This window comes from Paenibacillus sp. MDV22-iso6 (genome assembly GCF_058408365.1).
Map to the genome: position 1 here is coordinate 36,001 of NZ_JBZVDZ010000017.1, position 21,583 is coordinate 57,583.

37 protein-coding genes are annotated in these 21,583 nt (G+C 44.9%); all 37 read left to right on the forward strand.

All coding sequences use genetic code 11. The features are described from left to right. The first annotated feature begins 3 nt into the window (after positions 1-3). The 37 genes from tuf to sat all read left to right on the forward strand — a co-directional run bounded on the left by tuf (position 4) and on the right by sat (position 21,562). Positions 4-1,194, forward strand: coding sequence for an elongation factor Tu (gene tuf / locus AC4PM4_RS29860; protein WP_024633588.1), 1,191 nt, complete (start codon positions 4-6; stop codon positions 1,192-1,194). 436 nt (positions 1,195-1,630) lie between these two features. Next, positions 1,631-1,939, forward strand: coding sequence for a 30S ribosomal protein S10 (rpsJ, locus tag AC4PM4_RS29865; RefSeq protein WP_017692074.1), 309 nt, complete (start codon positions 1,631-1,633; stop codon positions 1,937-1,939). A 46-nt stretch (positions 1,940-1,985) separates the two neighbouring features. Further along, on the forward strand, positions 1,986-2,609 hold the full coding sequence (gene rplC / locus AC4PM4_RS29870; protein WP_024633587.1) for a 50S ribosomal protein L3: 624 nt from the start codon (positions 1,986-1,988) through the stop codon (positions 2,607-2,609). 25 nt (positions 2,610-2,634) lie between these two features. Beyond that, on the forward strand, positions 2,635-3,258 hold the full coding sequence (gene rplD, locus AC4PM4_RS29875) for a 50S ribosomal protein L4 (protein WP_063567425.1): 624 nt from the start codon (positions 2,635-2,637) through the stop codon (positions 3,256-3,258). Next, positions 3,258-3,548, forward strand: a complete 291-nt coding sequence (gene rplW / locus AC4PM4_RS29880) for a 50S ribosomal protein L23 (RefSeq protein WP_024633586.1) — start codon at positions 3,258-3,260, stop codon at positions 3,546-3,548. The genes rplD and rplW overlap by 1 nt, the downstream gene beginning before the upstream one ends. A gap of 30 nt (positions 3,549-3,578) precedes the next feature. After that, positions 3,579-4,409, forward strand: coding sequence for a 50S ribosomal protein L2 (gene rplB, locus AC4PM4_RS29885; protein ID WP_024633585.1), 831 nt, complete (start codon positions 3,579-3,581; stop codon positions 4,407-4,409). Positions 4,410-4,480: 71 nt separating this feature from the next. Then, entirely contained in the window at positions 4,481-4,759 is a 279-nt protein-coding gene (rpsS, locus tag AC4PM4_RS29890; protein WP_053779207.1) for a 30S ribosomal protein S19, read from the forward strand. 35 nt (positions 4,760-4,794) lie between these two features. After that, positions 4,795-5,127, forward strand: a complete 333-nt coding sequence (gene rplV / locus AC4PM4_RS29895) for a 50S ribosomal protein L22 (RefSeq protein WP_024633583.1) — start codon at positions 4,795-4,797, stop codon at positions 5,125-5,127. Positions 5,128-5,142: 15 nt separating this feature from the next. Then, positions 5,143-5,808: a 30S ribosomal protein S3 gene (rpsC, locus tag AC4PM4_RS29900; protein WP_024633582.1), complete on the forward strand. Its 666-nt coding sequence runs from the start codon at positions 5,143-5,145 to the stop codon at positions 5,806-5,808. Between the two features lie 2 nt (positions 5,809-5,810). Further along, on the forward strand, positions 5,811-6,245 hold the full coding sequence (gene rplP / locus AC4PM4_RS29905; protein WP_024633581.1) for a 50S ribosomal protein L16: 435 nt from the start codon (positions 5,811-5,813) through the stop codon (positions 6,243-6,245). Further along, positions 6,235-6,432: a 50S ribosomal protein L29 gene (rpmC, locus tag AC4PM4_RS29910; protein WP_017692083.1), complete on the forward strand. Its 198-nt coding sequence runs from the start codon at positions 6,235-6,237 to the stop codon at positions 6,430-6,432. Before rplP ends, rpmC begins: the two co-directional genes overlap by 11 nt. Before the next feature lie 48 nt (positions 6,433-6,480). Then, positions 6,481-6,747 (forward strand): 30S ribosomal protein S17, encoded by a 267-nt coding sequence (rpsQ, locus tag AC4PM4_RS29915; protein ID WP_017692084.1) that lies wholly within the window; start codon positions 6,481-6,483, stop codon positions 6,745-6,747. 35 nt (positions 6,748-6,782) lie between these two features. Beyond that, a complete protein-coding gene (gene rplN, locus AC4PM4_RS29920) occupies positions 6,783-7,151 on the forward strand; it encodes a 50S ribosomal protein L14 (RefSeq protein WP_024633579.1) in 369 nt (122 codons plus the stop codon). A 39-nt stretch (positions 7,152-7,190) separates the two neighbouring features. Continuing rightward, on the forward strand, positions 7,191-7,544 hold the full coding sequence (rplX, locus tag AC4PM4_RS29925) for a 50S ribosomal protein L24 (protein WP_491615228.1): 354 nt from the start codon (positions 7,191-7,193) through the stop codon (positions 7,542-7,544). Positions 7,545-7,576: 32 nt separating this feature from the next. Continuing rightward, positions 7,577-8,119, forward strand: coding sequence for a 50S ribosomal protein L5 (rplE, locus tag AC4PM4_RS29930; protein ID WP_024633577.1), 543 nt, complete (start codon positions 7,577-7,579; stop codon positions 8,117-8,119). Between the two features lie 73 nt (positions 8,120-8,192). Then, positions 8,193-8,378, forward strand: a complete 186-nt coding sequence (locus AC4PM4_RS29935; RefSeq protein WP_013312154.1) for a type Z 30S ribosomal protein S14 — start codon at positions 8,193-8,195, stop codon at positions 8,376-8,378. Positions 8,379-8,410: 32 nt separating this feature from the next. Continuing rightward, positions 8,411-8,809 (forward strand): 30S ribosomal protein S8, encoded by a 399-nt coding sequence (rpsH, locus tag AC4PM4_RS29940; RefSeq protein WP_017692088.1) that lies wholly within the window; start codon positions 8,411-8,413, stop codon positions 8,807-8,809. A gap of 30 nt (positions 8,810-8,839) precedes the next feature. Then, positions 8,840-9,382: a 50S ribosomal protein L6 gene (gene rplF / locus AC4PM4_RS29945; RefSeq protein WP_024633576.1), complete on the forward strand. Its 543-nt coding sequence runs from the start codon at positions 8,840-8,842 to the stop codon at positions 9,380-9,382. A gap of 117 nt (positions 9,383-9,499) precedes the next feature. Then, positions 9,500-9,868, forward strand: a complete 369-nt coding sequence (gene rplR / locus AC4PM4_RS29950) for a 50S ribosomal protein L18 (RefSeq protein ID WP_063567427.1) — start codon at positions 9,500-9,502, stop codon at positions 9,866-9,868. A gap of 27 nt (positions 9,869-9,895) precedes the next feature. Beyond that, positions 9,896-10,393 carry a 30S ribosomal protein S5 gene (gene rpsE / locus AC4PM4_RS29955; RefSeq protein WP_017692091.1) on the forward strand — a complete coding sequence of 166 codons (498 nt, stop codon included), beginning with the start codon at positions 9,896-9,898 and terminating at the stop codon, positions 10,391-10,393. Between the two features lie 13 nt (positions 10,394-10,406). Then, complete coding sequence (gene rpmD / locus AC4PM4_RS29960; protein WP_017692092.1) at positions 10,407-10,592, forward strand: 50S ribosomal protein L30; 186 nt, start codon at positions 10,407-10,409, stop codon at positions 10,590-10,592. Between the two features lie 43 nt (positions 10,593-10,635). Then, the gene (gene rplO, locus AC4PM4_RS29965; protein ID WP_062836188.1) at positions 10,636-11,076 is read left to right on the forward strand and encodes a 50S ribosomal protein L15; all 441 of its coding nucleotides are present in this window, start codon (positions 10,636-10,638) and stop codon (positions 11,074-11,076) included. Further along, on the forward strand, positions 11,076-12,374 hold the full coding sequence (secY, locus tag AC4PM4_RS29970; RefSeq protein WP_063567428.1) for a preprotein translocase subunit SecY: 1,299 nt from the start codon (positions 11,076-11,078) through the stop codon (positions 12,372-12,374). Before rplO ends, secY begins: the two co-directional genes overlap by 1 nt. A 90-nt stretch (positions 12,375-12,464) precedes the next feature. Next, positions 12,465-13,109 carry an adenylate kinase gene (locus tag AC4PM4_RS29975; protein WP_024633570.1) on the forward strand — a complete coding sequence of 215 codons (645 nt, stop codon included), beginning with the start codon at positions 12,465-12,467 and terminating at the stop codon, positions 13,107-13,109. Positions 13,110-13,113: 4 nt separating this feature from the next. After that, entirely contained in the window at positions 13,114-13,866 is a 753-nt protein-coding gene (gene map, locus AC4PM4_RS29980; protein ID WP_491615232.1) for a type I methionyl aminopeptidase, read from the forward strand. Positions 13,867-13,876: 10 nt separating this feature from the next. Further along, complete coding sequence (locus AC4PM4_RS29985; protein ID WP_491615233.1) at positions 13,877-14,185, forward strand: hypothetical protein; 309 nt, start codon at positions 13,877-13,879, stop codon at positions 14,183-14,185. A 3-nt stretch (positions 14,186-14,188) separates the two neighbouring features. After that, the gene (gene infA / locus AC4PM4_RS29990) at positions 14,189-14,404 is read left to right on the forward strand and encodes a translation initiation factor IF-1 (protein WP_017692098.1); all 216 of its coding nucleotides are present in this window, start codon (positions 14,189-14,191) and stop codon (positions 14,402-14,404) included. A 152-nt stretch (positions 14,405-14,556) separates the two neighbouring features. Next, positions 14,557-14,670, forward strand: coding sequence for a 50S ribosomal protein L36 (gene rpmJ / locus AC4PM4_RS29995; RefSeq protein ID WP_003333770.1), 114 nt, complete (start codon positions 14,557-14,559; stop codon positions 14,668-14,670). A gap of 20 nt (positions 14,671-14,690) precedes the next feature. Beyond that, complete coding sequence (rpsM, locus tag AC4PM4_RS30000) at positions 14,691-15,059, forward strand: 30S ribosomal protein S13 (protein ID WP_053779200.1); 369 nt, start codon at positions 14,691-14,693, stop codon at positions 15,057-15,059. Between the two features lie 19 nt (positions 15,060-15,078). Further along, on the forward strand, positions 15,079-15,474 hold the full coding sequence (gene rpsK / locus AC4PM4_RS30005; RefSeq protein ID WP_017692100.1) for a 30S ribosomal protein S11: 396 nt from the start codon (positions 15,079-15,081) through the stop codon (positions 15,472-15,474). A gap of 136 nt (positions 15,475-15,610) precedes the next feature. Next, entirely contained in the window at positions 15,611-16,555 is a 945-nt protein-coding gene (locus AC4PM4_RS30010) for a DNA-directed RNA polymerase subunit alpha (protein ID WP_017692101.1), read from the forward strand. 34 nt (positions 16,556-16,589) lie between these two features. After that, on the forward strand, positions 16,590-16,955 hold the full coding sequence (rplQ, locus tag AC4PM4_RS30015; protein ID WP_017692102.1) for a 50S ribosomal protein L17: 366 nt from the start codon (positions 16,590-16,592) through the stop codon (positions 16,953-16,955). 159 nt (positions 16,956-17,114) lie between these two features. After that, entirely contained in the window at positions 17,115-17,888 is a 774-nt protein-coding gene (gene truA, locus AC4PM4_RS30020; protein WP_491615238.1) for a tRNA pseudouridine(38-40) synthase TruA, read from the forward strand. 205 nt (positions 17,889-18,093) lie between these two features. Continuing rightward, positions 18,094-18,531: a 50S ribosomal protein L13 gene (gene rplM, locus AC4PM4_RS30025; protein WP_024633564.1), complete on the forward strand. Its 438-nt coding sequence runs from the start codon at positions 18,094-18,096 to the stop codon at positions 18,529-18,531. A gap of 19 nt (positions 18,532-18,550) precedes the next feature. Continuing rightward, positions 18,551-18,943 carry a 30S ribosomal protein S9 gene (gene rpsI, locus AC4PM4_RS30030; protein WP_017692105.1) on the forward strand — a complete coding sequence of 131 codons (393 nt, stop codon included), beginning with the start codon at positions 18,551-18,553 and terminating at the stop codon, positions 18,941-18,943. A 671-nt stretch (positions 18,944-19,614) separates the two neighbouring features. Next, entirely contained in the window at positions 19,615-20,307 is a 693-nt protein-coding gene (locus AC4PM4_RS30035; protein WP_063567430.1) for a phosphoadenylyl-sulfate reductase, read from the forward strand. Positions 20,308-20,392: 85 nt separating this feature from the next. Next, the gene (gene sat, locus AC4PM4_RS30040) at positions 20,393-21,562 is read left to right on the forward strand and encodes a sulfate adenylyltransferase (protein ID WP_079697656.1); all 1,170 of its coding nucleotides are present in this window, start codon (positions 20,393-20,395) and stop codon (positions 21,560-21,562) included. The last annotated feature ends 21 nt before the right edge of the window (positions 21,563-21,583 follow it).

Here is a 21,583-nt window from a genome sequence, read left to right on the forward strand (position 1 = left end):
CAAATGGCAAAGGCTAAATACGAACGTAATAAACCCCACGTTAACATTGGTACTATTGGTCACGTCGATCATGGTAAAACAACTCTGACTGCTGCAATCACTACTGTATTGTCTAAAACTTACGGTGGCGCAGCAATTGCATTCGATCAAATCGATAAAGCTCCAGAAGAGCGCGAGCGCGGTATCACAATCTCAACATCACACGTTGAGTATGAAACTGACACTCGTCACTACGCTCACGTAGACTGCCCAGGTCACGCCGACTATGTTAAAAACATGATCACTGGCGCGGCACAAATGGACGGAGCTATCTTGGTAGTATCCGCAGCTGACGGCCCAATGCCACAAACTCGTGAGCACATCCTGCTCTCCCGTCAAGTAGGCGTACCTTACATTGTTGTTTTCTTGAACAAATGTGATATGGTTGAAGACGAAGAGTTGTTGGAATTGGTTGAGATGGAAGTTCGCGACCTTCTTAACGAATATGAGTTCCCAGGTGATGATACTCCAATCACTCGTGGATCCGCTCGTGAAGCTCTGCAAAACCCTGATGGTGAGTGGGCTCAAAAAATCGTTGAGATGTTCAAAGAGATCGATACGTACATCCCATTGCCTGAGCGTCAAACTGACAAACCTTTCTTGATGCCTGTCGAGGACGTATTCTCCATCACTGGTCGTGGTACTGTTGCTACTGGCCGTGTAGAGCGTGGTACTGTTAAAGTCGGCGAAGAGATCGAAATCGTTGGTATTACTGAAGAAACTAAAAAATCCGTAGTTACGGGCGTAGAAATGTTCCGTAAATTGTTGGACTCCGCTCAAGCGGGCGACAACATCGGTGCATTGTTGCGTGGTGTTGATCGTACTCAAATCGAGCGCGGTCAAGTACTTGCAAAACCAGGTTCTGTTAAGCCACACACAGAATTCACTGCACAAATCTACGTTTTGACTAAAGAAGAGGGTGGCCGTCACAAGCCTTTCTTCACTGGATACCGTCCACAGTTCTACTTCCGTACAACTGACGTAACAGGCATCATCAACTTGCCTGAAGGTACTGAAATGGTAATGCCTGGTGATAACATCACGGTTACTGTTTCCTTGATCTCCCCAATCGCGATTGAAGAAGGAACTAAGTTCTCCATTCGTGAAGGCGGACGTACAGTAGGTGCAGGTTCCGTAGCATCGATCCAAAAATAATTCGGCTTAACGCTGAATAAAGCATATGCAACAGTGTACTGGAACGAGTAACATTGTATTGTAACGAAGCTTCGGAAGAGTTCTTTATCCGACATCGGATAAAGAACTCTTTTATTATGTAATAGTTTCGGAACCTGCGTCATACGAAATGAACATCATTTACGAATGTAGATGGATTGGTAAGGCAGCATGAATATTGAAGATAAACACTGCACTAAACGAAGTCATTTCATCAGAAAAGATAAGTTTAAATGTTTTTCTTAAATATGCTTGCAATACGCCCATCTTTTCTATATAATAATGAATGTTGTTCTGTGACGTTGCGATGATGTGAGAGGTTACTGGCACACCCGGCCCCTTTGCCATGGGACAGTGGCTAGAAAATTTTCACGGAGTATGTCCGATAAAAAATTGGGCGATAGAAGGAGGGACTAAAATGGCAAAGCAAAAAATTCGTATTCGTTTGAAAGCTTACGACCACAGAATTCTTGATCAATCCGCGGAGAAAATTGTTGAAACAGCAAAACGTTCGGGTGCAGGTGTATCCGGTCCGATTCCGCTTCCTACTGAAAAACAAATCATTACTATTCTTCGTGCGGTGCACAAGTACAAGGATTCTCGGGAACAATTCGAACAACGCACACATAAGCGTTTGATCGACATCGTTAACCCGACTCCACAAACTGTGGATGCCTTGATGCGCTTGGATCTGCCGTCCGGTGTAGATATCGAAATTAAATTGTAATACAAGCTACAACAAAGACCATGTATAAAGGAAAAGAGGTGTCAACATGAAAGCAATCTTAGGAAAAAAACTCGGAATGACTCAAGTATTTACACCTGAGGGTAACGTTGTACCAGTAACGGTTATCGAAGCAGGCCCTTGTGTTGTTTTGCAAAAGAAAGACATTGAGAATGATGGCTACGAAGCAATTCAAATCGGTTATTCCGATAAGAAAGAGAAAAATGCTAACAAGCCAGAAGCAGGTCACGCTAAAAAAGCGAACACTGCCCCTAAGCGCTACGTTCGTGAAGTTCGCGGTATCAACATCGCAGAATATGAAGTTGGCCAAGAACTGAAAGCTGACATTTTCGCTGAAGGCGAATTCGTTGACGTAACGGGTATTTCTAAAGGTAAAGGTTTTGCCGGCGTTATCAAACGTTGGGGACAAAGCACTGGACCTATGTCACACGGTTCGCGTTACCACCGTGGCCCTGGTTCAATGGGTTCGATCCAAGCTAACCGCGTTCCTAAAGGCAAACGCCTGCCAGGACACATGGGACATGATACTGTTACAATCCAACGTCTTGAAGTAGTTAAAGTAGACGCTGAACGTAATGTGTTGCTCGTGAAAGGTTCCATTCCTGGACCGAAAAACAGTCTCATTAAAGTTAAAGAAACAGTGAAAAAATAACCACTGAAGAAAGGAGGAACACAAAATGCCAAAAGTATCAGTTTACAATGTAGATGGTAGCCAAGTAGGCGAAGTTGAATTGAACGATGCGGTTTTCGGAATTGAGCCGAACCAACACGTTCTGTACGATGCAGTTCTTATGCAACGCGCTTCCCTTCGTCAAGGTACCCACAAAGTAAAAGGACGTTCTGAAGTACGTGGCGGTGGACGTAAGCCTTGGAAACAAAAAGGTACAGGTCGCGCTCGTCAAGGTTCAATTCGTTCACCACAATGGAAAGGCGGCGGTATCGTATTTGGTCCAACACCACGGAGCTATGCGTATAAACTGCCTAAGAAAGTTCGCCGTTTGGCGATCAAATCAGCTCTTTCATCCAAAGTGATCGACAATGACATTATCGTTCTGGACGCTCTCACGCTGAGCTCACCTAAAACGAAAGAATTTGCAGCCATCTTGAATAACTTGAAAGTTGGACGCAAAGCTTTGATCGTAGCTCCTAGCTATGATGATAATGTGGCTCTTTCCGCACGGAATATTCCAGGCGTGAAATTCGTAGCTGCTGACGGCATTAATGTTCTTGACGTGCTTTCGCACGACAAACTGATCATTACGAAAGAAGCAGTTCAGAAGGTAGAGGAGGTGCTCGCGTAATGAAGGATCCTCGTGATATTGTAAAACGTCCGATTATTACGGAACGTACTGCTGACATGATGAATGACTTGAAATATGTATTTGAAGTCGATATCCGTGCAAACAAAACCGAGATCAAGAAAGCCGTGGAAGCTATTTTCAACGTAAAAGTGAAAAACGTGAACACGCTTCGTGTTCCAGCTAAGCCAAAACGGTACGGACGTTATTCCGGATATACAAGCGAATGGAAAAAAGCGTTTGTAACGCTGACACAAGACAGCAAAACGCTTGAGTTCTTTGAAACTGTATAATTGAATTTTTGAAGTAAGGAGGGAAACCCAGTGCCAATCAAAAAGTATAAACCAACATCCCCGGCAAGACGGAACATGTCCGTTTCTACATTTGAGGAAATCACCACAGATCAGCCGGAGAAATCGTTGTTGGCCCCATTGAGCAAACAAGCAGGCCGCAACAACCAAGGTAAAATTACAGTTCGTCACCATGGTGGTGGACACAAACGTAAATACCGTATCATCGACTTCAAACGTACTAAAGATGGAATACCGGGCCGCGTTGCTACGATTGAGTATGACCCGAACCGTACATCTAACATCGCTCTGATTCACTATGCTGATGGTGAAAAACGTTATATCATCGCTCCTAAAGGTTTGAAAGTTGGAGATCAAGTATTCTCCGGACCTGAATCAGACATCAAAATCGGAAACGCATTGCCACTCGAAAATATTCCAGTAGGTACTGTTATCCACAACATCGAGTTGAAACCAGGTAAAGGCGGACAATTGGTTCGTGCTGCTGGTACAGAAGCTCAATTGCTTGGTAAAGAAGAAAAATACGTTTCTGTTCGTCTCTCTTCCGGAGAAGTTCGTCGTATTTTGAAAGTTTGCCGCGCAACAATTGGATCTGTTGGTAACCAAGACCACGAGCTAATCAAAATCGGTAAAGCCGGTCGTAGCCGTTGGTTGGGTAAACGTCCTGAAGTTCGTGGTGTAGTAATGAACCCTAACGATCACCCACACGGTGGTGGTGAAGGTCGTGCTCCAATCGGACGTAAATCGCCAATGTCACCATGGGGTAAACCTACTCTTGGTTACAAAACGCGTAAGAAAAATAAAGCTTCTGATAAATACATCATTCGCCGCCGCACGAAGTAATACACATTGTGCATAACTTCGTGAGGCATCTGCGGATGCATAATAGCTACGTTTGAAGGGAGGATCTCCACATGGGTCGCAGTTTGAAAAAAGGGCCATTCATTGATGGCTACATGCTGAAAAAAGTAGAAGACATGGAAGCATCCGGTAAAAAGCTTGTTATTAAAACCTGGTCCCGTCGTTCTACAATTTTCCCGCAATTCATCGGACACACATTTGGCGTATATGACGGTCGTAAACACGTACCAGTATACGTAACTGAGGACATGGTCGGACACAAATTGGGTGAGTTCGCTCCAACCCGTACGTACAAAGGCCATACTGATGATGATAAGAAAACAAGAAGATAAATGAATATCTTTAATGTTTGAGAGGAGGTTACACAATGGAAGCAAAAGCACATGCTAAGTTTATCCGGATTGCTCCTCGTAAAGTTCAACTCGTTGTTGACTTGATTCGCGGCAAGCAAGTAGGTGAGGCGGTTGCCATTCTCCGTCACACTCCGAAATCCGCTTCTCCTATCGTTGAGAAGTTGCTTAATTCCGCTATTGCGAATGCGGAACATAACTATTCTTTGGATGTTAATAACTTGGTTATCTCGCAAGCTTACGTGAACCAAGGACCGACAATGAAACGTTTCCGCCCTCGTGCAATGGGACGTGCAAGTCGTATTAACAAACGTACTAGCCACATCACTTTGGTGGTATCTGAAAAGTAGAAGGAGGGGAAATGTGTGGGCCAAAAGGTAAATCCAGTCGGACTCCGTGTCGGAATTATCCGTGACTGGGAATCTAAGTGGTATGCAGGTAAAGACTTCGGCGATCTTTTGATGGAAGACGTGAAAATTCGTGAATTCCTGAAAAATAAATTGAAAGACTCCGCTATGTCTCGTGTTGAAATCGAGAGAGCGGCTAACCGCGTAAACGTAACGATTCACACTGCGAAACCAGGTATGGTTATCGGTAAGGGTGGTTCGGAAGTTGAAAATCTGCGTAATCAAATTACGAAAATCGCAGGCGGTAAAAAAGTACACATCAACATTTCTGAAATTAAGAACCAAGACCTGGACGCAATCCTGGTAGCTGAAAGCATCGCACAACAATTGGAACGTCGTGTTTCTTTCCGTCGTGCTCTGAAACAAGCTATTCAAAGAACAATGCGCTCTGGTGCAAAAGGTATTAAAACTCAAGTGGGCGGACGTCTTGGCGGTGCTGAGATTGCTCGTTCGGAAGGCTACAGCGAAGGAACTGTTCCACTGCACACGCTTCGTGCCGACATCGACTACGGTACAGCAGAGGCTCATACTACTTACGGCCGTATCGGCGTGAAAGTATGGATCTATCGTGGAGAGGTTCTTCCTACGGCTAAGAAACAAGCTGCTAAGGAAGGAGGCAACTAATCATGTTGGTACCAAAACGTGTAAAACACCGTAAGCAACAACGTGGACATATGAAGGGCCAAGCTAAAGGCGGAACTACGCTGAACTTTGGTGAATATGGTCTGCAAGCTACGGAACCGGCTTGGATTACGAACCGTCAAATCGAAGCGGCTCGTATTGCGATGACTCGTTACATCAAACGTGGTGGTAAAGTTTGGATCAAGATCTTCCCAGACAAACCAATCACTCAAAAGCCTCTCGAGGTTCGGATGGGTAGCGGTAAAGGTAACGTAGAAAAATGGGTTGCAGTTGTGAAACCAGGTAAGATCATGTTTGAACTTGCTGGTGTACCGGAGGATGTTGCTCGTGAAGCAATGCGTCTTGCCGCTCATAAACTGCCAATCAAAACGAAGTTTGTGAAACGTGAAGAATTGGGTGGTGAAGCAAATGAAAGCTAGTGAATTTCGCAACCTAACCTCTGCTGAAATCGAGCAAAAGATTGCCGGATTTAAAGAAGAACTCTTTAACCTCCGCTTTCAACTCGCTACCGGTCAGCTGGATAACCCGACTCGAATCCGTGATGTGCGGAAAGAAATAGCTCGTGCTAAAACCATTATCCGTGAAAGAGAATTGGGAATCGGTTAATTAGGGATCGGATGTATAATCCGTCCGTAATCAGGAAGGAGGCCAACAATGAGCGAAGAACGTAACGCACGTAAAGTGCAAACCGGTAAAGTGGTCAGCGATAAAATGGACAAAACGATTGTTGTTGCTGTAGAAACTTACAAAAAACACAACTTGTACCATAAACGCATTAAGGTTACTAAAAAATTCAAAGCGCATGACGAAGAAAACACTGCGAAAATCGGTGACACGGTGAAAATCATGGAGACTCGTCCGCTTTCGAAAGATAAACGCTGGAGACTTACTGAAATCGTAGAAAAAGCGGTTATCATCTAATGCATCAGCAGCATAGCTGAAAGGAGGAATACTAAATGATTCAACCATTTACACGTTTGACTGTTGCTGACAACTCCGGTGCGAAGGAACTGATGTGTATCCGCGTACTCGGCGGTACGGGACGTCGTACAGCTCAAATCGGTGATCTGATCGTTTGTTCTGTAAAACAAGCAACACCAGGCGGCGTTGTCAAAAAAGGTGATGTAGTTAGAGCGGTTGTCGTTCGTACGAAGCGTTCTGTACGTCGTAAAGACGGTTCCTACATCGGTTTTGATGAAAATGCAGCGGTTGTTGTAAAAGACGACAGAAGCCCGCGTGGAACACGTATTTTCGGACCTGTTGCTCGTGAACTTCGCGAGAAAGACTTCATGAAAATCGTTTCCTTGGCCCCAGAAGTTATCTAAAGCTTAATCTCGTGATGTTAGAAACAGGAGGTGTACGAAATGCCAAGAGTGAAAAAAGTTCTGGAATCCCATAACAATAAACTTCATGTTAAAAAAGAAGATACAGTTATGGTGATCAGCGGTAAAGACAAAGGTAAAAAAGGCCGTGTCATCGCTGCTTATCCTCGTGAGAACCGCGTCCTTGTGGAAGGTGTTAACATGATTAAAAAACACCAGAAGCCTAACCAGCAAAATCCGCAAGGCGGCATTATCGAGAAGGAAGCTCCGATTCACGTTTCCAACGTAATGCACATCGATCCAAAGAGCGGAAAAGTAACCCGTGTAGGTTACAAATTGTTGGATAACGGAAAGAAAGTGCGCGTTGCTAAACGTTCCGGAGAAATTATCGACTAATTGAACCGAATGAGAAAGGAGGTCTATGATTCATGGCAGCAAGAATGAAAGAACGTTACTTGAACGAAATTGCTCCTGCTTTGATGCAGAAGTTTAACTATACAACGGTAATGCAAGTGCCGAAAATCGAGAAAATCGTTATCAACATGGGTGTGGGCGACGCTGTCCAAAACTCCAAAGTGTTGGATTCCGCAGTAAACGATTTGCAATTGATCGCAGGTCAAAAACCTGTAATCACTCGTGCTAAAAAATCTATCGCAGGTTTCAAACTGCGTGAGAACATGCCTATCGGTGTGAAAGTAACATTGCGCGGCGAGCGCATGTACTTCTTCCTCGATAAACTGCTCAACGTTACGCTTCCTCGTGTCCGCGACTTCCGCGGTGTATCGAGCAAAGCTTTCGACGGACGTGGTAACTACACACTGGGTCTGAAAGAACAATTGATCTTCCCAGAGATCGAGTATGATAAAGTAGACAAAGTCCGCGGTATGGATATTGTCATCGTAACAACGGCGAAAACAGACGAAGAATCCCGTGAATTGCTCACGCAACTCGGAATGCCTTTCGTAAAATAATGTTGCTATAACGTTTCCGGGTGTCTGGAAAGACTCCCTTTTCTCCGAAATTATTTAGGAGGTGTCAGGCTAAGTGGCAAAAACTTCGATGAAAGTTAAACAACAACGTACACCAAAGTTTAAAGTACGTGCTTATACACGCTGTGAGCGTTGCGGACGTCCACATTCGGTCCTGCAAAAGTTCAAAATTTGCAGAATTTGCTTCCGTGAATTAGCTTATAAAGGCCAGATCCCTGGCGTGAAAAAAGCAAGCTGGTAAAAAGTCCTGAACGGGAAGGAGGTTAACTCACAATGACTATGTCTGATCCAATTGCAGATATGCTTACTCGTATTCGTAACGCGAACACAGTTCGTCACGAAACGGTAGAAATGCCTGCTTCGACAATGAAAAAACAAATCGCCGATATCCTGAAGCGTGAAGGTTTCATCCGTGACGCTGAAGTTATCGATGATAACAAACAAGGGATTATCCGTGTTTTCCTGAAATACGGTCAAAATAACGAGCGTGTTATTACTGGTCTGAAAAGAATCAGTAAACCTGGTCTTCGTGTTTACACGAAAAGCAACGAAGTACCTCGTGTACTTGGTGGTCTGGGTATCGCTATCATCTCGACATCCAAAGGTATCATGACGGACAAAGAAGCTCGTCAATCAAAATCCGGCGGAGAAGTCGTCTGCTACGTATGGTAATATAACGTCACAAGATAGGAGGTGCAACATATGTCTCGTATTGGTCGCAAACCAATTACAGTACCAAGTGGTGTGGACATCACACTGGACAACACCGTTATTACGGTAAAAGGACCAAAAGGATCTTTGACTCGTGAACTTCATAAAGATATGAAGGTAACAGTTGAAAACAACGAAATTACAGTTGTGCGTCCTTCCGATAACAAAACTCACCGTTCTTTGCACGGCACAACGCGTAGCGTTGTAAACAACATGGTGAGTGGTGTTACTGAAGGATTCGCAAAATCTCTGGAGCTGGTTGGGGTCGGATATCGTGCAAGCAAATCCGGAGATAAAATCGTTCTGAACGTTGGCTACTCTCACCCGGTTGAAATTACACCGGAAGCGGGAATCGAATTCGAAGTTCCTTCGAATACGAAAATCATCGTTCGCGGAATCGATAAAGAGCGTGTAGGTGCTTACGCTGCTAAAATCCGTTCCGTTCGTGAACCTGAGCCGTACAAAGGTAAAGGTATTAAATATGAAGGCGAGCGTATCATCCGTAAGGAAGGTAAAGCCGGTAAGAAGAAATAAGATTTTTCTTACCGCCTTTGCGCGGTTTTCGGCTTGCTTGCTTCTTGTGTTTCTAATATACCCCGTGGCTTCCGGTTTGAAGCCAGCGAGGTAACCTGAAAGGAGTGAATCCCTGAGATGATTACGAAAACAGATAAAAACAAGGCACGTCTGAAAAGACACCTGCGTGTTCGTAAGAAAATCCAAGGAACGGCAGCACGTCCTCGTTTGAACGTATTCCGTTCTGGTAAACATATGTATGCTCAAATCATCGATGATGTTGCTGGTGTAACAATCGCTTCCGCGTCTACCGTAGACAAAGAATTGAGCACTGACATCAAAAATGGTGCATCTGTTGAATCAGCTCGTAAAGTTGGCGAACTCGTTGCTAAACGTGCTAAAGACAAAGGTGTTTCCAACATCGTATTTGACCGTAGCGGTTATCTGTACCATGGTCGTATCGCAGCATTGGCTGAAGCGGCTCGTGAAGCAGGACTTGAGTTTTAAGATATTTTTCAAAAGGAGGTTAACGACTTGCGTGTAGATCCGAATACTTTGGAACTGACTGAAAGAGTTGTAAATATTAATCGCGTAGCTAAAGTAGTAAAAGGCGGACGCCGTTTCAGCTTTAGCGCACTGGTTGTAGTCGGCGACGGCAACGGCTGGGTTGGAGCTGGTATCGGTAAAGCGGGCGAAGTACCTGATGCAATTCGCAAAGGTATTGAAGACGCTAAGAAAAACCTTGTACACGTTCCACTCGTAGGAACATCGATTCCTCACTTGGTAACAGGTAAGTTCGGCGCAGGACGCGTGCTGTTGAAACCAGCATCTGAAGGTACTGGTGTTATCGCTGGTGGTCCTGTACGTGCGGTTCTCGAACTTGCTGGTGTAGGTGACATTTTGACAAAATCTCTGGGTTCTTCGAATTCCATGAACATGGTCAATGCGACTTTGGAAGGTTTGTCCCGTTTGAAGCGTGCTGAAGACGTGGCTAAACTGCGCGGAAAATCCGTCGAAGAGCTTCTGGGTTAAGGAGGGAATTCTCATGGCTAAATTAGAAATTACCCTCGTCCGCAGCTTGATCGGACGTCCGGAGACGCAAAGAACAACTGTGAAAACATTGGGTTTGCGCAAAATCAATAGCAAAGTGGTACAAAACGATAATCCTGCCATCCGTGGTATGATTAACAAAGTAAGCCACTTGGTTGCTGTTAAAGAAGTAGAAGCTTAAAAACGGGTTAATCCCACAAATCTTTAAGGAGGTGCAACGAACGATGAAGTTACATGAGCTTTCACCATCTCCTGGATCCCGCAAAGAACGTAAACGTCTTGGTCGCGGTCCAAGTAGTGGTACAGGTAAAACATCAGGTCGCGGTCACAAAGGACAAAACGCTCGTTCTGGCGGTGGAGTACGTCCAGGCTTCGAAGGTGGACAAAATCCATTATATCGTCGCTTGCCAAAACGTGGTTTTGTAAACCCAACTCGCAAAGAATATGCAGTTGTGAATACTGAAGACCTGAACAGTTTTGCTGCGGGTACTGAAGTAACTCCAGAATTCTTGATGACGAACGGCGTAGTTAAAAACGCTAAATCCGGAATCAAAATCCTGGGTAACGGTGATGTCACTGTGAAGCTGACTGTTAAAGCTAACAAGTTTTCTCAATCTGCTATTGAGAAAATTGAAGCTGCCGGCGGTACAACTGAGGTGATTTAATGTTCAAGACCCTAAAGAATATCTGGCGGGTTGAAGATCTGCGCAAAAGGGTATTATTTACCCTTTTTGTACTGATCATTTACCGCATCGGCTCCTTTGTTCCCGTACCGGGAGTTAACAAAGATGTGTTCGAAGCGACAAATTCTGCGGGTAAAGAAGTTTTTGGACTTCTCAATACGTTCTCGGGTGGAGCGCTCTTCCAGTTCTCGATATTTGCGCTCGGGATCGTGCCTTACATCACTGCGTCTATCATAGTGCAGCTGCTTTCCATGGACGTTATTCCTAAATTAGCGGAGTGGGCAAAGCAGGGTGAACAAGGTAAGAAGAAATCTGCACAACTGACCCGTTATTTAACGGTAGGTCTGGCATTGATTCAAGCGTTTGGTACGTCGATCGGATTCAACCGCTTGTACAATACAGAAATGGTGCCTAACGCAACATTTGCAGATTATATCTTGATCGCAATTGTACTTACGGCCGGTACTTCATTCCTAATGTGGCTTGGTGAGCAGATCACCGAAAAGGGCATAGGAAACGGGATTTCGATTTTGATCTTTGCGGGTATCCTTTCAACGGTACCTAATATTATCAAACAAACGATCGAATCCGACTTCATCCAAGCTGATCAACTGTTCATGAACATTCTTAAAGGGGTAATCGTCGCAATTGTTATTGTGCTGATTATCATAGGTGTCATTTACATCCAGCAGGCGATTCGGAAAATTCCTGTACAGTACGCTAAACGTGTCGTAGGTAACAAAATGTACGGTGGACAGAACACACATATCCCGCTGAAGATTAATGCAGCAGGTGTTATCCCTGTCATCTTTGCTTCATCTCTGTTGATGTTCCCATCGATCATCGCAAACTTCTGGGCTGATCGTACGTGGGCACAGTGGATCGGAGCCAATCTCACTACTCACAAACCTCTGGGTATGTTACTCTATGTAGTGATGATTTTCGGGTTCACATTCTTCTATACTTTTGTACAGATGAATCCACAGCAGATGGCTGACAACATGAAAAAGAACGGCGGTTACATCCCAGGCATTCGTCCGGGTAAAGCAACCGAGAAATATCTGACCCGTGTCATGACTCGTTTGACAACGGCAGGTGCCATCTTCTTGGCAGTAATTTCCGTTCTGCCTGTAATCTTGGGGGCACTTTCTGGTTTGCCTCAATCAGCGCAAATTGGAGGAACTTCTCTCCTGATCGTTATCGGTGTTGCGCTGGATACCATGAAGCAAATCGAAAGCCAATTGATCAAACGCCACTACAAAGGTTTTATCAATAAATAGGCAATAGGTACCGGTCAAGCTAAGATATACTTGCCGGCACCTATTGTGCTGTTTGTTGATGTAGGGTAGTCTTGGAGGGAGTGACATAACGTGAACATCCTATTCATGGGCCCTCCGGGGGCAGGAAAAGGAACGCAAGCAGACGTCATTGTGAAAGAGTTCGGTATTCCCCACATTTCAACAGGCGATGCATTTCGTCTGGCGATTAAGCAGGGAACTCCCATTGGCCTGAAAGCCAAAGAATATATGGATCAAGGATTGCTCGTACCAGATGATGTAACCATCGGCATTGTTGAAGAACGTTTGCAGCAGCCTGATTGCAGAGAAGGATTCCTCTTGGATGGATTTCCAAGAACCCTGTCTCAAGCAGAAGCGCTCGATGGCATTCTGGATCGACTGAACTCAGGTCTCGATCATGTAATCAACCTGAAAGTGGACCGCAACAAATTGCTCGCCCGTTTGACGGGTCGTCGTATTTGTAAGAACTGTGGCGCCACATATCATGTCGTGTTCAATCCGCCCAAGCAGGAAGGTATTTGTGATAAATGCGGCGGTGACTTGTACCAGCGCTCTGATGATAATGAAGAGAGCGTAGGCACACGTCTCGACGAATATATCAACAAAACAGCACCACTCCTCACATTTTATGAGAACAAAGGCCTTCTTCGTCAAATGGACGGAGAGCAGGATATCGATCAAGTTTCTCATGAAATCGTGTCCCTGCTGCGAGGTTAATTGAATGATCATTGGTAAGTCCGAAACGGAACTGGGCTTGATGAGGGAAGCAGGGAGAATTGTTGCGGAAACGCATCGTCTCTTGGCAGAGCATATCGCTCCCGGTATTACGACTGGAGAACTTGACCATATGGCCGATCAATACATCCGCAGTCAAGGAGCTGTGCCGTCTTTCAAAGGTTATAACGGTTTCCCTGCCAGTGTGTGCGCTTCAGTGAATGAAGAGTTGGTGCATGGATTTCCCGGCAAACGAAAGTTGAACGAGGGCGATATCGTTACGTTTGACATTGGCGCGCATTACCAGGGTTATCACGGAGATTCCGCCTGGACTTATCCAGTCGGCCGTATTTCCGAAGAAGCCCGTCGTCTTCTGGACGTTACCGAGGCTTCGTTATACGCAGGTCTGGCGCTGGTAAAACCGGACGTTCGCTTGTTTACAATATCTCATGCGATTCAGAAATATATTGAAGATGAAGGGTTCTCGGTAGTACGTGAATATGTCGGTCACGGTATAGGAGCGGATCTGCACGAAGAACCACAGATTCCGAACTATGGTCTTCCTGATCGGGGACCACGGCTTAAAGCGGGCATGGTGCTGGCCATAGAGCCGATGGTTAACGCAGGTAGACGGTATGTGAAAACGTTGGAAGATAACTGGACTGTCGTCACTGTTGATGGATCGTTATGCGCCCACTTTGAACACACCGTAGCAGTTACACATGAAGGCATGGAAATTTTCACAAAACTGAATGCGTAGGTGATAAGGCATGAACAATCAGTCTAATCCGCAGCTCGGTCAACTTGTGAAGATCCGTAAAGGCCGCTATGCGGACCAAGCCGCAGTAATTGTTGCTATAGCGGACAGTAAGTTCGTATATATTGCGGATGGGGACAAACGTAAGTTTGATCAACCCAAGAAGAAGAATATTCTTCATCTTGAACTCCAGCCGATGATTAGCAGCGAGGTTGTAAACAGTTTAAACGAGAGTGGTCGGGTGACAAACGGAAAGCTCCGCTATGCGGTTCATTCGTTTCTGGAATCCACCAACATTCAAGCTGAAGAGAAAGGAGACTGACTAATGGCCAAGGAAGATGTCATTGAAGTGGAAGGTACGGTTCTCGAACCGCTACCGAATGCAACGTTCAAGGTTGAGCTTGAGAACGGTCATCAAATTCTCGCTCACGTTTCCGGCAAGTTGCGGATGCACTTTATTCGTATCCTGACTGGAGACAAAGTAGTTGTTCAGTTATCACCTTATGATTTGACAAAAGGTCGTATAACTTACCGTAAATAGTAGTAGACAGTTGCAATGAACTGTGAAGCTTATGAAGCGGGTTTTGCCCGGCAAAACTTGCGAAAGCTTCGAAGCCGGTTTTACAATGGTAAAACAAGGTCAATGCTTACGAAGAGGGTTTTGCTTAGCAAAACTTTGAGGAGGTAATTCACATGAAGGTAAGACCTTCGGTCAAGCCGATTTGCGAAAAATGCAAAGTCATTCGCCGCAAAGGGAATGTTATGGTTATCTGTGAAAATCCGAAACACAAACAAAAACAAGGTTAAAGAAGGGGGTGTAGCGTAAAATGGCACGTATAGCTGGTGTGGATTTGCCACGTGATAAGCGCGTTGAGATCGCCTTGACTTATATTTTCGGAATCGGTAAAACGACTTCCCAGAAAATTCTGAGCACAACAGGCATCAATCGGGACACTCGTGTCCGTGATTTGACGGAAGATGAAGTCAGCAAATTGCGTGAAAGTATCGACAAAGAGGTCAAAGTAGAAGGTGACCTGCGTCGTGAAATCTCTTTGAATATTAAACGTTTGACGGAGATCGGTTGTTACCGTGGAGTTCGTCATCGTCGTGGTCTGCCTGTTCGTGGACAACGTACGAAAACGAATGCTCGTACTCGTAAAGGTCCTCGTCGTACTGTAGCGAACAAGAAGAAATAATAAGGGGGGATAAGAGAAAATGGCTAAACCGAAAAAAGTCGTACGTACTAAACGTCGTGACCGTAAAAATATTGAATCTGGCGTGGCACATATCCGCTCCACGTTCAATAACACTATCGTTACCATTACGGACCCTCACGGAAACGCAATTTCGTGGGCAAGCTCCGGCGGCCTCGGATTCAGAGGTTCCCGTAAATCGACTCCGTTTGCTGCACAAATGGCTGCTGAGACTGCTGCCAAAGCTGCAATGGAACATGGGATGAAAGCCGTTGAGGTTATGGTTAAAGGACCAGGCGCAGGCCGTGAAGCAGCGATCCGCTCTTTGCAAGCTGCTGGTCTTGAAGTTAACCTGATCAAAGACGTAACTCCAGTCCCGCATAACGGATGCCGTCCTCCAAAACGTCGTCGTGTCTAATGAGATTTGCCCCTGCGTGTGGTATATTTCCGGCACAATCTGCTAATAATGGTTGTTTAGGCATACTACTACATGTTTTCGCAAGAGAAGGTAAATGTTTCATAGAGGACCGACGTTTTGAAGGAGGGGTATTGCAGTGATTGAAATCGAAAAGCCGAAAATTGAGACGGTAGACGTCAACGATGATGGCACCTATGGGAAATTCGTAGTAGAACCGCTGGAGCGCGGATACGGTACGACGCTTGGAAACTCGCTTCGCCGAATCTTGCTCTCGTCACTGCCGGGTGCGGCAGTGTCTTCGGTTCAAATCGATGGCGTTCTGCATGAATTTGCTACAGTTCCTGGCGTAATGGAAGATGTTACGGAGGTCATTCTTAACCTGAAAGCTTTGTCGCTTAAAATTCATTCTGATGAGGAGAAAGTGCTCGAGATTGATGCTGAAGGCGAAGGAGCAATTACGGCTGGAGATATCCGTGCTGACTCCGATGTGGAAATCCTTAACCCGGATTTGCACATTGCTACGCTCGGACCAGGTTCGAGACTTCACATGCGTATTTTTGCCAATCGCGGTCGCGGCTACGTCCAGGCAGATCGGAATAAACGCGATGACCAGCCGATCGGCGTCATCCCAGTCGATTCCATCTTCACCCCGATCAGCCGCGTTAACTACGCTGTGGAAAATACGCGTGTCGGCCAAGTAACCAACTATGACAAGCTCACGTTGGAAGTTTGGACTGACGGAAGTATTCGTCCTGAAGAGGCTGTAAGCCTTGGCGCTAAAATTTTGACCGAGCATCTGATGCTCTTCGTGGGTCTTACAGACGAAGCGAAAGATGCAGAGATTATGGTCGAAAAAGAAGAAGACAAAAAAGAAAAAGTACTCGAAATGACGATCGAAGAGCTGGATCTCTCTGTTCGTTCCTACAACTGCCTCAAACGTGCCGGTATTAATACCGTACAAGAGCTGACTACGAAAACAGAAGAAGACATGATGAAAGTCCGTAACCTCGGACGCAAGTCTTTGGAAGAAGTTCAAGAGAAGCTTGAGGAACTTGGTTTGGGACTCCGTACAGAAGAATAGACAGCCGAGTGCTTGAAGTGAAGGAGGGAAAACAATGGCATACCAAAAGTTGGGCCGTAATTCCAGCGCACGTAAAGCTTTGTTCCGTGACCTGGTAACCGACCTGTTCTTATACGAACGCATTCAGACAACTGAAGCGAAAGCAAAAGAGGTTCGTTCTATTGCTGAAAAACTGATCACTAAAGCGAAAAAGGGAGATCTTCATGCCCGTCGCCAAGTGGCAGCTTATGTTCGCCGCGAAACTATCGATGGTGAGCAAGATGCAATCCAAAAACTGTTTAGCGAATTGTCCGGTCGTTACGCTGAGCGTCCAGGTGGATACACTCGTATCTTGAAACTGGGACCTCGTCGTGGTGACGCAGCGCCAATGGTTTACTTGGAACTGGTAGACCGCGCGTAAAACAGATGAGATGAGGAAAGGGGACAGAATCAACGATTCTGGATTAACCCTTTTTTTCTCTTCATTTCGGAATTCGTGCTGTAATAGAAGCTCCGTAAGGGGCTTCTTTTGCTGTTCGGGATAGGGATATGTATAGTATGGAACAAAGGTGTGGTAATAATGCGGAACTTATGTATGACGTTAACTTATGATGGCACTGCCTATTTCGGCTTCCAAGTACAGCCGGGTGGGAATACCATTCAGGATCATCTTGAAGATGCGATTCGTGCTTTAACCGGTGAGAATGTTAAAATTACAGGTTCAGGCCGAACAGATGCAGGTGTTCACGCCCGCAGACAAATCTTCAATTTTCCTACGGAGTCCCAGATCCCGATTGAACGTTGGTGTATTGCACTCAACTCCAGATTACCCTCCGATATTGTCGTTATTGATGCGATTGAAGTTTCGGCTGATTTTCATTCTCGCTATGCAGCGAAAAAGAAAACGTATCGTTATACAGTCAATGCGAATCAATTTCCGGATGTATTCAACAGAAGACTGCAATATCATCATCATGCGAAGCTTGATATTATGGCAATGCAGGAGGGCTTACGACATTTCATAGGGACGTATGATTTTACCTCTTTTGCTTCACGCAAGTCTCAGAAAGAGAATCATGTCCGTTCGGTGTACGAAGCATGGATGGAAGTGGACCGATCAATGTGCAGAGACCATCCGCGCGATCAGGGTGTCATTCACATTTATGTGAGTGGTAACGGCTTTTTGCAGCATATGGTTCGTATCATTGTAGGTACACTGCTGGAGATCGGAGAGGGCAAACGGAAAGCCTCTGATGTACCAAATATGATTGCTGCATGTAATCGATCTGCTGCAGGACCTACTGCAGTTAGCTGCGGTTTAATGCTCTGGGATCTTGAATACAAAAAAGATTAAATTTGGTGAGTGAAAAGCTTAATTAACACTTGCGATTTAATCGCCTATCATGTAATATAAAAGTTGTGTTTTCTTAATGGCTTTCCCACAGCCCCAATTAAGAGGTTCACATCAAATTTACAATCCATCAACACCTAAAGTTATAACTTAACGAACGAAGATAAATGAAAATGATGATTTTGAACATTTTAAGGAGGAACTTTTCATGCGTACTACGTACATGGCGAAGCCTAACGAAGTTGAGCGCCAATGGCACATCATTGATGCTGAAGGCAAAACCCTCGGACGTTTGGCGAGCGAAGCGGCAGCTTTGATTCGCGGCAAACACAAGCCACAATTCACTCCACATGTGGACACTGGCGATTTCGTTGTTATCATCAATGCTGAGAAAATCGTATTGACTGGTAAGAAAATGCAAGGTAAAAAATACTACCGTCACTCAATGCACCCAGGTGGTTTGAAAGTAACTACAGCTGAAGAGATGGTTAAAAACAAACCTGAGCGTATGTTGGAATTGGCTGTTCGCGGTATGCTTCCTAAAACTCGCATGGGCGAGAAAATGAAGTTGAGACTTAAAGCGTACAGAGGCACTGAGCATCCACATGCAGCACAAAAACCAGAAGTTTACGAACTTCGCGGTTAATTAAAAGGAGGACAGTTTCATGGCACAAGTACAATACTATGGGACAGGTCGTCGTAAACATTCGGTAGCACGTGTTCGCCTTGTACCGGGTGAAGGACGCATTGTCATCAATAAACGTGATATTAATGAATACTTCGGTTTGGAAACACTCAAACTGATCGTAAAACAACCACTGAACTTGACAGAAACGCTCAACAACTATGACGTTCTTGTTATTGCTCATGGTGGCGGAATCTCGGGTCAAGCCGGCGCAATCCGTCATGGTATCTCCCGCGCTCTGTTGAAAGCAGATCCGGAATACCGTGCTTCCCTGAAAAAAGCAGGATTCCTGACTCGTGACCCACGGATGAAAGAGCGTAAAAAATACGGTCTCAAAGCCGCACGTCGCGCACCTCAGTTCTCCAAACGTTAATATGCATTACAAGCCTTTGGCCTCGGTCAAAGGCTTTTTTGTATTTACAGATCAATAGGTGTATTAAATGTTCTTTACTTTAGAAGATGCACCAAAGTAGCTTCGGGTTCCTCTGTATCGGTTAAAGTTTCTTCCTCCAGCTAATACTCCAGTAAACGCAACCCTCCTATAGCACAAAGATCAAATTTGCAGGTTAGGAACATCATAATGGTTGTAATCATTCATTTTTCATTCTCAATTTTCATCAGTTTTTCTTATGGTTTTGATAAAGGTCCCTTACAATTGAAGAATAGGACTCCCGCATTTATCTCATTATTAAATCCTTCTCGTTTTTCTATATTCCTGCGATTCTATAGAGTTATTCTATACATCGTTTTATCAAATTGGCACCATAAACCCAGCAGTGGCAAAGGATTTCAATGACGAAGAGATAAGGATAAGGTAAAAATCAAAGATGCTACACATGGATGCTTTTATCCACAAATCGTTTAAATGCATAATTAACACCAAATTATATTCAAAACGAACAACAAAAAAATGGGCCAAATCTGATGTTTTATACCATATGGCAGGCATTGACATCCCCCATGAAAGATTTATACTATACATAATTCATATTAGATTAGTCGGCTTTAGTGATTGTTGAAATGCAGAATGGGGGAAATGCAGACATGAACTTGTTGGAGAAAGAAGAACTTGCACGGACGAAGGCTGAAGAATTGGAAAACGCAAGTCCAGAGGATATTATTCGTTATGCTATTGAGACGTTTCCAAATATCACTTTTGCATGCAGCTTCGGTGCGGAGGATGTTGTACTTGTAGATATGCTTCAGAAGATCAGCCCATCCACGGATATATTTTATCTAGATACTGATTTTCATTTTAAGGAGACATACGAAACTCGTGACAAAATGAAAGAGAAATACAATCTTGATTTTGTACGTGTGGCTCCGAAAATTACTCCGGAGGAGCAGGCAGCTCAACATGGAGAACAATTGTGGAAGTCGGATCCTAATGCTTGCTGTAATATTCGGAAGGTTGAGCCGCTGACACGTATTCTATCCCAGTATGATGCATGGATTACCGGTATTCGGAGAGATCAAGCACCGACACGTGCAAATTCCAAAAAGGTCGAATATGATGCTAAGTTTGGACTTATGAAGTTCAACCCGATTGCACACTGGACTACAGAGGATGTATGGGATTATATTCGTGTCAATAATGTCGTGTACAATCCGCTGCATGATCAAAATTACCCGAGTATCGGTTGTGAGTATTGCACACGTCAGGTTATGCCTGGAGAAGATCCACGTGCGGGACGCTGGTCGGGGAACGAAAAAACGGAATGTGGTCTTCATAAATAATTTATTCAGAATAAGTGATGGATATAATAATGCACTAGAATCATTCTTGATGATATAAAAAATGGTGAAACAGGGAGCTGACAAGATGACTTCGATTCTGCCTCATGGAGGTACGCTGATACAGCGTGTCGTACAAGGAGAAGAACGGGAACAATTATTACGAGAGAGTGAGAAACTGTCCTCTTTACGTATTAACAGCTGGACAATTTCGGATTTGGATCTCATTGGTGTGGGTGCATTCTCACCGCTTCAAGGTTTCATGAATGAAGAAGACTATCTTTCAGTTATATCTCGTATGCGTCTTGCTGACGGAACAGTCTGGAGTATCCCCATTACCTTAGCTGTAGATGAGCAGCAGGCTGCATCACTCCAGATCGGTGAGACTGTGGCACTTATTGGCGATAATGACGGAGTAACCTATGGATTGCTGGAAGTGAAGAGCTTATATAAAGTAGATCAGGGTGAAGAAGCACGTCGTGTCTTCAAGACGGATGATCCAGAGCACCCGGGTGTGAAGAAACTGCTGGAACGACCTGCAACGTATGTAGGAGGTCCAATTCAAGTGCTGAATCGTCCCAAACCGGCCAAGTTCGAACAGTTCTATTATGATCCTGCTGAGACACGGAAAACGTTCCAGGATAAGGGCTGGAAGACGGTTGTTGGTTTTCAGACGCGTAATCCGGTCCATCGTGCCCATGAGTACATTCAGAAGAGTGCAATGGAGATTGTGGACGCCCTGTTCTTAAATCCGCTTGTAGGCGAAACGAAGTCTGATGACGTGCCTGCCGATGTACGAATGAAAAGTTATCTGGTTTTGCTGGAGAACTATTATCCGGCTGATCGTGCGTTTCTAGGCGTATTTCCGGCAGCTATGCGGTATGCTGGTCCAAGAGAGGCCATTTTCCACGCGATGGTACGTAAAAATTATGGTTGTACTCACTTTATTGTAGGTCGCGACCATGCAGGTGTGGGTGACTACTACGGAACGTATGAAGCGCAGGAGATTTTTACTAACTTCACACCGGAAGAACTCGGTATCACGCCTTTGTTCTTTGAACATAGTTTTTTCTGCACCAAATGTGGCAACATGGCATCAAGCAAAACCTGCCCGCATGATAAAGAACACCACATGGCTCTGTCTGGCACGAAAGTACGTGGGTTGCTACGAGATGGCCAATGCCCTCCACCTGAATTTACGCGCCCAGAGGTAGCTGAGGTGCTGATTGAAGGAATGGCTGAGCAAGTCCGCTCCTAACGGTATATTTGTCCATCTTGT

Coding starts and splice junctions, on each gene's coding strand:
- tuf (WP_024633588.1), top strand. CDS start 4: ATGGCAAAGGCTAAATACGAACGTAATAAACCCCACGTTAACATTGGT.
- rpsJ (WP_017692074.1), top strand. CDS start 1,631: ATGGCAAAGCAAAAAATTCGTATTCGTTTGAAAGCTTACGACCACAGA.
- rplC (WP_024633587.1), top strand. CDS start 1,986: ATGAAAGCAATCTTAGGAAAAAAACTCGGAATGACTCAAGTATTTACA.
- rplD (WP_063567425.1), top strand. CDS start 2,635: ATGCCAAAAGTATCAGTTTACAATGTAGATGGTAGCCAAGTAGGCGAA.
- rplW (WP_024633586.1), top strand. CDS start 3,258: ATGAAGGATCCTCGTGATATTGTAAAACGTCCGATTATTACGGAACGT.
- rpsS (WP_053779207.1), top strand. CDS start 4,481: ATGGGTCGCAGTTTGAAAAAAGGGCCATTCATTGATGGCTACATGCTG.
- rplV (WP_024633583.1), top strand. CDS start 4,795: ATGGAAGCAAAAGCACATGCTAAGTTTATCCGGATTGCTCCTCGTAAA.
- rplP (WP_024633581.1), top strand. CDS start 5,811: ATGTTGGTACCAAAACGTGTAAAACACCGTAAGCAACAACGTGGACAT.
- rpmC (WP_017692083.1), top strand. CDS start 6,235: ATGAAAGCTAGTGAATTTCGCAACCTAACCTCTGCTGAAATCGAGCAA.
- rpsQ (WP_017692084.1), top strand. CDS start 6,481: ATGAGCGAAGAACGTAACGCACGTAAAGTGCAAACCGGTAAAGTGGTC.
- rplN (WP_024633579.1), top strand. CDS start 6,783: ATGATTCAACCATTTACACGTTTGACTGTTGCTGACAACTCCGGTGCG.
- rplX (WP_491615228.1), top strand. CDS start 7,191: ATGCCAAGAGTGAAAAAAGTTCTGGAATCCCATAACAATAAACTTCAT.
- rplE (WP_024633577.1), top strand. CDS start 7,577: ATGGCAGCAAGAATGAAAGAACGTTACTTGAACGAAATTGCTCCTGCT.
- rpsH (WP_017692088.1), top strand. CDS start 8,411: ATGACTATGTCTGATCCAATTGCAGATATGCTTACTCGTATTCGTAAC.
- rplF (WP_024633576.1), top strand. CDS start 8,840: ATGTCTCGTATTGGTCGCAAACCAATTACAGTACCAAGTGGTGTGGAC.
- rplR (WP_063567427.1), top strand. CDS start 9,500: ATGATTACGAAAACAGATAAAAACAAGGCACGTCTGAAAAGACACCTG.
- rpmD (WP_017692092.1), top strand. CDS start 10,407: ATGGCTAAATTAGAAATTACCCTCGTCCGCAGCTTGATCGGACGTCCG.
- rplO (WP_062836188.1), top strand. CDS start 10,636: ATGAAGTTACATGAGCTTTCACCATCTCCTGGATCCCGCAAAGAACGT.
- secY (WP_063567428.1), top strand. CDS start 11,076: ATGTTCAAGACCCTAAAGAATATCTGGCGGGTTGAAGATCTGCGCAAA.
- map (WP_491615232.1), top strand. CDS start 13,114: ATGATCATTGGTAAGTCCGAAACGGAACTGGGCTTGATGAGGGAAGCA.
- AC4PM4_RS29985 (WP_491615233.1), top strand. CDS start 13,877: ATGAACAATCAGTCTAATCCGCAGCTCGGTCAACTTGTGAAGATCCGT.
- infA (WP_017692098.1), top strand. CDS start 14,189: ATGGCCAAGGAAGATGTCATTGAAGTGGAAGGTACGGTTCTCGAACCG.
- rpmJ (WP_003333770.1), top strand. CDS start 14,557: ATGAAGGTAAGACCTTCGGTCAAGCCGATTTGCGAAAAATGCAAAGTC.
- rpsM (WP_053779200.1), top strand. CDS start 14,691: ATGGCACGTATAGCTGGTGTGGATTTGCCACGTGATAAGCGCGTTGAG.
- rpsK (WP_017692100.1), top strand. CDS start 15,079: ATGGCTAAACCGAAAAAAGTCGTACGTACTAAACGTCGTGACCGTAAA.
- rplQ (WP_017692102.1), top strand. CDS start 16,590: ATGGCATACCAAAAGTTGGGCCGTAATTCCAGCGCACGTAAAGCTTTG.
- truA (WP_491615238.1), top strand. CDS start 17,115: ATGCGGAACTTATGTATGACGTTAACTTATGATGGCACTGCCTATTTC.
- rplM (WP_024633564.1), top strand. CDS start 18,094: ATGCGTACTACGTACATGGCGAAGCCTAACGAAGTTGAGCGCCAATGG.
- rpsI (WP_017692105.1), top strand. CDS start 18,551: ATGGCACAAGTACAATACTATGGGACAGGTCGTCGTAAACATTCGGTA.
- AC4PM4_RS30035 (WP_063567430.1), top strand. CDS start 19,615: ATGAACTTGTTGGAGAAAGAAGAACTTGCACGGACGAAGGCTGAAGAA.
- sat (WP_079697656.1), top strand. CDS start 20,393: ATGACTTCGATTCTGCCTCATGGAGGTACGCTGATACAGCGTGTCGTA.